Origin of the sequence: Brevibacillus sp. BC25, from assembly GCF_000282075.1 — a bacterium.
In the GTDB taxonomy this organism is placed as follows: domain Bacteria; phylum Bacillota; class Bacilli; order Brevibacillales; family Brevibacillaceae; genus Brevibacillus.
Map to the genome: position 1 here is coordinate 21,614 of NZ_AKIX01000072.1, position 6,273 is coordinate 27,886.

General features: G+C 48.1%; 6 protein-coding genes. 4 read left to right on the plus strand and 2 right to left on the minus strand.

Annotation, left to right across the window (positions count from 1 at the left end; translation table 11 throughout):
* The first annotated feature begins 1 nt into the window (after position 1).
* From PMI05_RS19465 to PMI05_RS19475, 3 genes are all read left to right on the plus strand, one after another.
* Positions 2-1,657: an iron ABC transporter permease gene (locus tag PMI05_RS19465; protein ID WP_007725397.1), complete on the plus strand. Its 1,656-nt coding sequence runs from the start codon at positions 2-4 to the stop codon at positions 1,655-1,657.
* Positions 1,654-2,295 carry an ABC transporter ATP-binding protein gene (locus PMI05_RS19470; RefSeq protein ID WP_007725406.1) on the plus strand — a complete coding sequence of 214 codons (642 nt, stop codon included), beginning with the start codon at positions 1,654-1,656 and terminating at the stop codon, positions 2,293-2,295. Before PMI05_RS19465 ends, PMI05_RS19470 begins: the two co-directional genes overlap by 4 nt.
* Before the next feature lie 135 nt (positions 2,296-2,430).
* On the plus strand, positions 2,431-3,156 hold the full coding sequence (locus PMI05_RS19475; protein WP_007725408.1) for a DsbA family oxidoreductase: 726 nt from the start codon (positions 2,431-2,433) through the stop codon (positions 3,154-3,156).
* Between the two features lie 274 nt (positions 3,157-3,430).
* Here the strand turns inward: PMI05_RS19475 and PMI05_RS19480 are convergent, their stop codons facing one another.
* Positions 3,431-3,763 (minus strand): hypothetical protein, encoded by a 333-nt coding sequence (locus PMI05_RS19480; protein ID WP_007725409.1) that lies wholly within the window; start codon positions 3,761-3,763, stop codon positions 3,431-3,433.
* A gap of 281 nt (positions 3,764-4,044) precedes the next feature.
* Entirely contained in the window at positions 4,045-4,983 is a 939-nt protein-coding gene (locus tag PMI05_RS19485) for a Gfo/Idh/MocA family protein (protein WP_007725411.1), read from the minus strand.
* Positions 4,984-5,098: 115 nt separating this feature from the next.
* On the opposite strand from PMI05_RS19485, the gene PMI05_RS19490 reads away from it, so the two are divergent.
* Positions 5,099-6,055 (plus strand): YafY family protein, encoded by a 957-nt coding sequence (locus tag PMI05_RS19490; protein ID WP_007725413.1) that lies wholly within the window; start codon positions 5,099-5,101, stop codon positions 6,053-6,055.
* Positions 6,056-6,273 lie beyond the last annotated feature (218 nt).

Below are 6,273 nucleotides of genomic sequence, written 5' to 3' on the forward strand. Positions count from 1 at the left end.
CATGACGGGAGCACTTTTGCGTAGAAGCCTGAGACGAAAACTGAACGGGTGGGTAACGCTGAGCGTGATAGGGGCCATTTTGGCCCTTCTCCCGTCTCTTTATATTTTTTTCGGACTCTTTCAAAAACAAAATGAAAACTGGCAGCATATCCAAGAGTACATGCTACTGGATTATGCGCTGCAGTCGTTATGGCTCGTACTCGGTACCGGAGCCTGTACGATCATCGTAGGTGTGACCTTGGCCTGGCTGGTCGCTGCCTACGATTTTCCATTGCGTCGCTTTTTTTCATTTGCTTTCGTGCTGCCGCTAGCGATTCCTCCGTATATCGCAGCATACACGTACGGCTCCATGCTCAGCTATACGGGGAGCATTCAGACGATTTTGCGTGATACATTCGGGCTGACGCTCGATCAACGCTACTTTGACATCATGTCGATGAAGGGCGCTATTTTTATTTTTACTCTGTTTTTGTTCCCGTACGTCTATTTGATTACGAAAACCTTTCTTGAAAAGCAGAGTGCTGTGTTCATTGAAAATGCCAGATTGCTCGGGAAAAACCAAACGCATATCTTTTTTCGCATCGTCCTGCCTATGTCACAGGCAGCCATTGTGGGTGGCGCGAGTCTGGTGGCATTTGAAGTGCTCAATGATTTTGGGGTGACGAAGCATTTTGGAATTCAGTCTTTTACAGCGGCGATTTTCAAGACGTGGTTTGGCATGTACGACGTAGAATCGGCTATCCGTTTGTCCGCCTGGCTCATGACGTTGATTATCGGGATCTTTATCGTCGAACGTCTCGTGCGTAAAAGAAAAAAATTCAGCTCGCCTACGAACAGGAGCACGCCGCTCACACGCAGAAAATTGCGCGGAATCCCGATGTACGCTGCCGTAATCTTCGGATTGGTTATTGTTTCGTTTTCGTTTGTGATCCCTGTTGGACAATTGATTGTCTGGGCAACGTGGACGTACGGGGAAGTATTGAACGAGACCTTCTGGAAGCTCTTGAGCAATACGCTGTTCATTTCCTGTATCTCAATCACCATCTTGATGCTGCTCGCGGTAATCGTAGCGAATGTCATCCGATTCTCCCGAGGTTCGATATTCGCTGTGGCACTGACGCGCTTGATTTCCATGGGCTATTCCATTCCGGGGGCAGTCTTGTCCATCGGTGTGATGGCGGTGGTGATGTCCGTAGATAAAGAGCTGAGTTCCTTCTATAGCTGGCTGGGCTTAGGCGCCAACAAGCTGGTACTCAGCATGTCCTTGTTCATGCTGACGTTTGCCTACATCATCCGCTTCCTTGCAGTTGGATTCAATGCAGTCGAGGCAGGGTTTGAGAAGACGGGGAATCGTTATTCAGAAGCGGCACGTATGCTCGGGATGAGCATGACGCGGGCCTTTTTCAAAGTGGATTTGCCATTAATCAAAGGGGCTGTGCTCACTGGTTTTATCCTGGTGTTCATGGAAATCGTGAAGGAATTGCCGCTTACCTTACTCCTTCGTCCCTTTAACTTCGAGACGCTGGCAACAAAGGCGTATCAATATGCAAGCGATGAACAAATTCATCAGGCCGCGATTCCTTCGCTCTGTATTATTGCAGTGGGGATCGTCTCCGTTATTTTCTATCACTGGTTAGGAGAGAGACAGGCAAAATGACTTTTTTTGAAGTGAAAAACCTGACGTTTGGTTATGCAAGCGGGAACGGCAGCGTCATCCGGGATTTTTCCTTGCAGATGGAGCAGGGGGAAGTTGTCGGGCTGCTCGGGAATAGCGGTTGTGGAAAAAGTACATTGCTTCGCTTGATAGCCGGACTGGAGTCCCCGAAGAGCGGGCGCATCCAGATCGATGGGAAAGTGTTGGTCGATCAAGGGCAGTTTGTGGAGCCAGAGCAACGCGGGATCGGCATGATTTTTCAGGATTATGCGCTTTTTCCGCATTTGACTGTCGAGCAAAACATCTTGTTCGGTCTGCATCGCTTATCCAAAGCAGAGCGTCTGGTTCGTTTGAACGAGATGTTGGCGCTCATACAGCTCGAAGGTTACGGCAAGCGATATCCTCATGAGCTGAGCGGGGGACAGCAGCAGCGTGTCGCATTTGCGCGTGCACTGGCACCTAGACCGGCTATCTTGTTGATGGATGAGCCGTTCAGTAATCTGGATGCCGAGCTGAAAACGAAAATACGTGATGACTTGAAGCGAATGCTGCGAGCTGCCAAGATGACTTCGATCCTGGTCACGCATGACAAAGCAGATGCGGAAACGATTTGCGATCGCATCATTCGCATGACTCGCTAAGGGTAAAGTGCAGCTTTCATCCTCCAAAGTGCATAGTCGTACCGTGCGTTGTTGTATAATGTGCATACGACGAATTTTGCAGTGTGCGGTTTGCTGTCTTTCGGTCAGCTCCGTTCAAATAGAGGAGGATGGAACATGAAAATTGAAATCTGGTCTGATTTTGCCTGCCCGTTTTGCTATATCGGTAAGCGCCGTCTGGAAGGAGCGCTGTCTCAATTTCCGCATAAGGATCAAGTAGAGGTCGTATATCGTAGCTTCCAGCTCGACCCGCAGATGGAACGCGATACCGATATGGACATGCATGAAGTACTGGCAGCCAAGTATAGCATTCCGCTCGCACAGGCGAAGGGGATGAATGACCAAGTAACCCAAATGGCAAAAGGCGTCGGTCTCGACTATCATTTTGACACGATGATTCCGACTAATACATTCGATGCGCACCGCTTGACGCACTTTGCCCATGCTCATGGAAAAATGAAGGAAATGAAGGAGCGAATGCTGAAGGCGTACTTTACGGAATCGCTCCATCTCGGTGACCACGAGGTGCTGGCACAGCTTGCTTCTGAGGTAGGCTTGGACAAGGAAGCGACGCTCGCCATGCTGGCAGGCGACGAATACAGAGAGCAAGTACAAGAGGACAAACAGAGAGGCAACGATTTGGGTGTCACGGGTGTACCGTTCTTTGTGATTAATAACAAATATGCAGTCTCTGGCGCGCAGCCAGGAGAAGTCTTTTTAGGCGCATTGAACCAAGTATGGGAAGAAGAAAGCGCAGCTCCTGCTCTGAAATTCGTGCAGAACGACGAGAAAAAAGACGAGCAATCCGGCGACAATTGCGCAGATGGCTCCTGCAAAATATAAGCGACACGAAAACCTAAGTGAAGTGGCTAGCTATCAAAAGACAGTTTAAAAATAATAACTCAATGTTAGACCGTTTTTTGATGGTACCCCTTACCAGTAAAATCTCAAAAGCCGATCCTCCTGAAATGAAGGGGAATCGGCTTTTCTCATGAAAAGTTGCTTTGAGAAGTAATAGAGGGAAAAAGTTGTTGCTCATCCAGTTCAACAGCGGTGCTGATTTCGATGAAAGGGAGCTGTTTTGCTGGGTATCCGACAAATTTTCGATCGCCTGAAATCACTGAATAACGAGATTATTTCCTAATACTGTGAACTGTTTACCAATAGAAGAAGCAAATTGGGATGAAGCAGCGCTAACGCTTCCAATTTGCTTGCCAGAGCTGAAGTTATGACTTCCTTGGAGTGTAATATTCTCGAGACCATAAAAGAAAAGTGTCAATGTGAGCATTGCCGTATTCTGCGCTTCAGTTCCCTGATGCACGGTGCGCTTCGTACTCGCGTAATTGGCTATATGGTTATTTCCCTCAAACACTTTACCACCTTCATATTGCCACACACCAGCAGAGTCATCCACATTCGTCAGACTGAGTCGATTTAATGTCAGGTTCATACTAGTTACCTCCAGTAGTAGTCTTGTGCCTTGCTTCTACTGGTCATCATATGCCCTGACAGCCCAAAGTTGTCGGCATTACATTCTTCCCCCCTGAAACAAAAAGGGAATTGTTACCGAGCTCACGGGCAACTTTTCGGATTTATCATGGATACAGACTGATCAGACAGCAAAAACGCTCTCCAAGGAAGAGGCACTTGAAGCCACGACGGGCAAGATCATAAATGAAAGAGCAAGCAACAAACCTCCATGAAAAAGACGCTTCATGGAGGTTTTGTTCTTTACTGACGTGCAAGCTGTTTCTGTAGCGCAAGCGCGAGTTCCAGAGACTCGACAGCATGATCAACATCGATGATCGATTGTGTATGGTCTGTAAAGCATTGGATGGCATGCCGCAAGCTCTCTTTATACGGATTGACGGGTTGGAGAACGAGCTCATTCTTGCCAGAGGATGTGTATTCCCATAAGAAAGATTCCGTTTGACCATGGCTGTCGGCTTCCTGAAAGACGAGCTTTGCCTTCTCGAAGTACGCTTCGTAACCGACAGTAAATGGGTACGAGGTCGGCATCTGCGAGGAGGCGACTATTTCAGCATGCGTATCAGGGTAATGAAAGTGCGAGCGGACGATAGACTGTTTTTTATCCGATGATTCTGCCCCCCATGCGCTCATACTGGCATTCCGACCGAACAGCCATATTACGAAGTCCAGCTCGTGGATCATCAGATTGGTCGTAATGGAGGACAAGCCCAGATCCCCCCATAGGGGAGCTGTTTCTCTTTTGAGCGAGAGGGAGAGGAGCTGTCCGTACTTGTTTTCTGTCTGTGCGCTGTGAAGGTAGGTGTACGCCGGGTCAAATTTAATAAACTGATTCACCAACAGCTTTTTCCCCGACCGGTCCCTTGCATGCTTCATCGTTTGTGCATCGTCTAGCGTATAACAAACGGGTGTTTCGCAGAATACATGCTTTCCGTTTTCGAGTGCTTCTACTGCAAATTGCCGATGCAGCTGCGAAGGCAAGCAAATGTCCACGACATCGATAGTAGGATCGCGCATGATCTCGTCAATATGCTCTGTAATCTCCACATGTAGCTCTTCCTGTAGCTTTTGCAGCTTCGATTCATTTCGACCGAAAACTACCACTCTATCCACACCATCCATTTTTTTCAGCAGATGTGCATGGTACGCACCAAAGCCAGTTCCTAATACCGCAATATTCATCCTGCATCCCTCCCATAATGATAGCTCTATGATATCTTTGTATTGTTGACAGCATCGTGTCATCAATTTGGCCGCGTAGAAAAATAGAGTGGTCGTTTTGTCGTGGAGGTTGGAGATGAGACTGCATCGATTGATTGCGATTTTGCTACTGATCGAATCAAGAGGAAAAATGAAAGCAAAAGAACTCGCTATAGCGCTGGAGACGTCTGTTCGCTCGATTTATCGGGATATTGACGCACTGTCCCAAGCAGGGATTCCGATCGCGGCAACCTCGGGGCCTGGCGGTGGAATTTATTTGATGGAAGGATATACGGTCAATTTGAAACAGCTGTACGTCGATGATGTCGTGCACTTGTATTTGACCGGGATGGGGATTCATGTAGGGCAGGATACCGAGACTGGACACAAATTAACGTCTGCTTTGCTTAAATTGGAAAAGACGTTGCCGCAGACTTATCGGCCGGATATAGAGAAAGCGAAGAAGCGTTTCTATTTCGATGAGACGCCATGGTGGGAAGAGAGAGTAGTCATACCGAATCTGGAGGTTTTGCGGGCAGCGGTTTGGCGATCAAGCAAAGTCGTCATTGCCTATCGCAAAATGGATGGGAGCAGCTCGTCACGCACGGTATGTCCCTACGGTCTCGTCGTGAAAAAAACGGAATGGTATCTCGTTGCTTACTGTGAAAACGCGCAGGAGGTTCGAACTTTTAAGTGCGAGCGTATTCCTTCTGTTCATGTACGGGAGGAGGCATTCGAGATTCCAGAGAGCTTTTCGTTGGCAGGTTATTGGACGAATCAGGAGGCGGCGTTCAAGCAGGCTTGTCGTGAAGTCGAATATTTTCCTGTCGTGATCAGGTTGCATGCTGAAAAGCTGGCCGTGCGAGAGAGGCTGGAGGTGATTTCCGCTGTGCAGCAGGGAGAGTATGAGCAATTGACGGTCAATTTGTACAGCTATGAAAGAGCATGTCGCGATATTTTGGATATGATCGGACATATGGAGGTTGTGGAGCCAGCGGAATTAAGAGCTTTTGCAAAAGAGAGACTGCGAGAATGGATGGCACTGTATACGTAGCGTACGCCAAAAGGCTTCGCATCAAGTCGATGCGAAGTCTTTAGCGGGAAAGAATGGGATAACTCGCGTGCACATGATGTTTAAAACTCTCATAGTCCGAGGCATGTATATGAGAGTCGTGGTCACTTATACATACATGCTTCATGCTAAGACGCTGAGCGAACCGATTGCCGGCTTCCGTGATATTATCCATGATGATCGATTGGATGCGGCAGCCA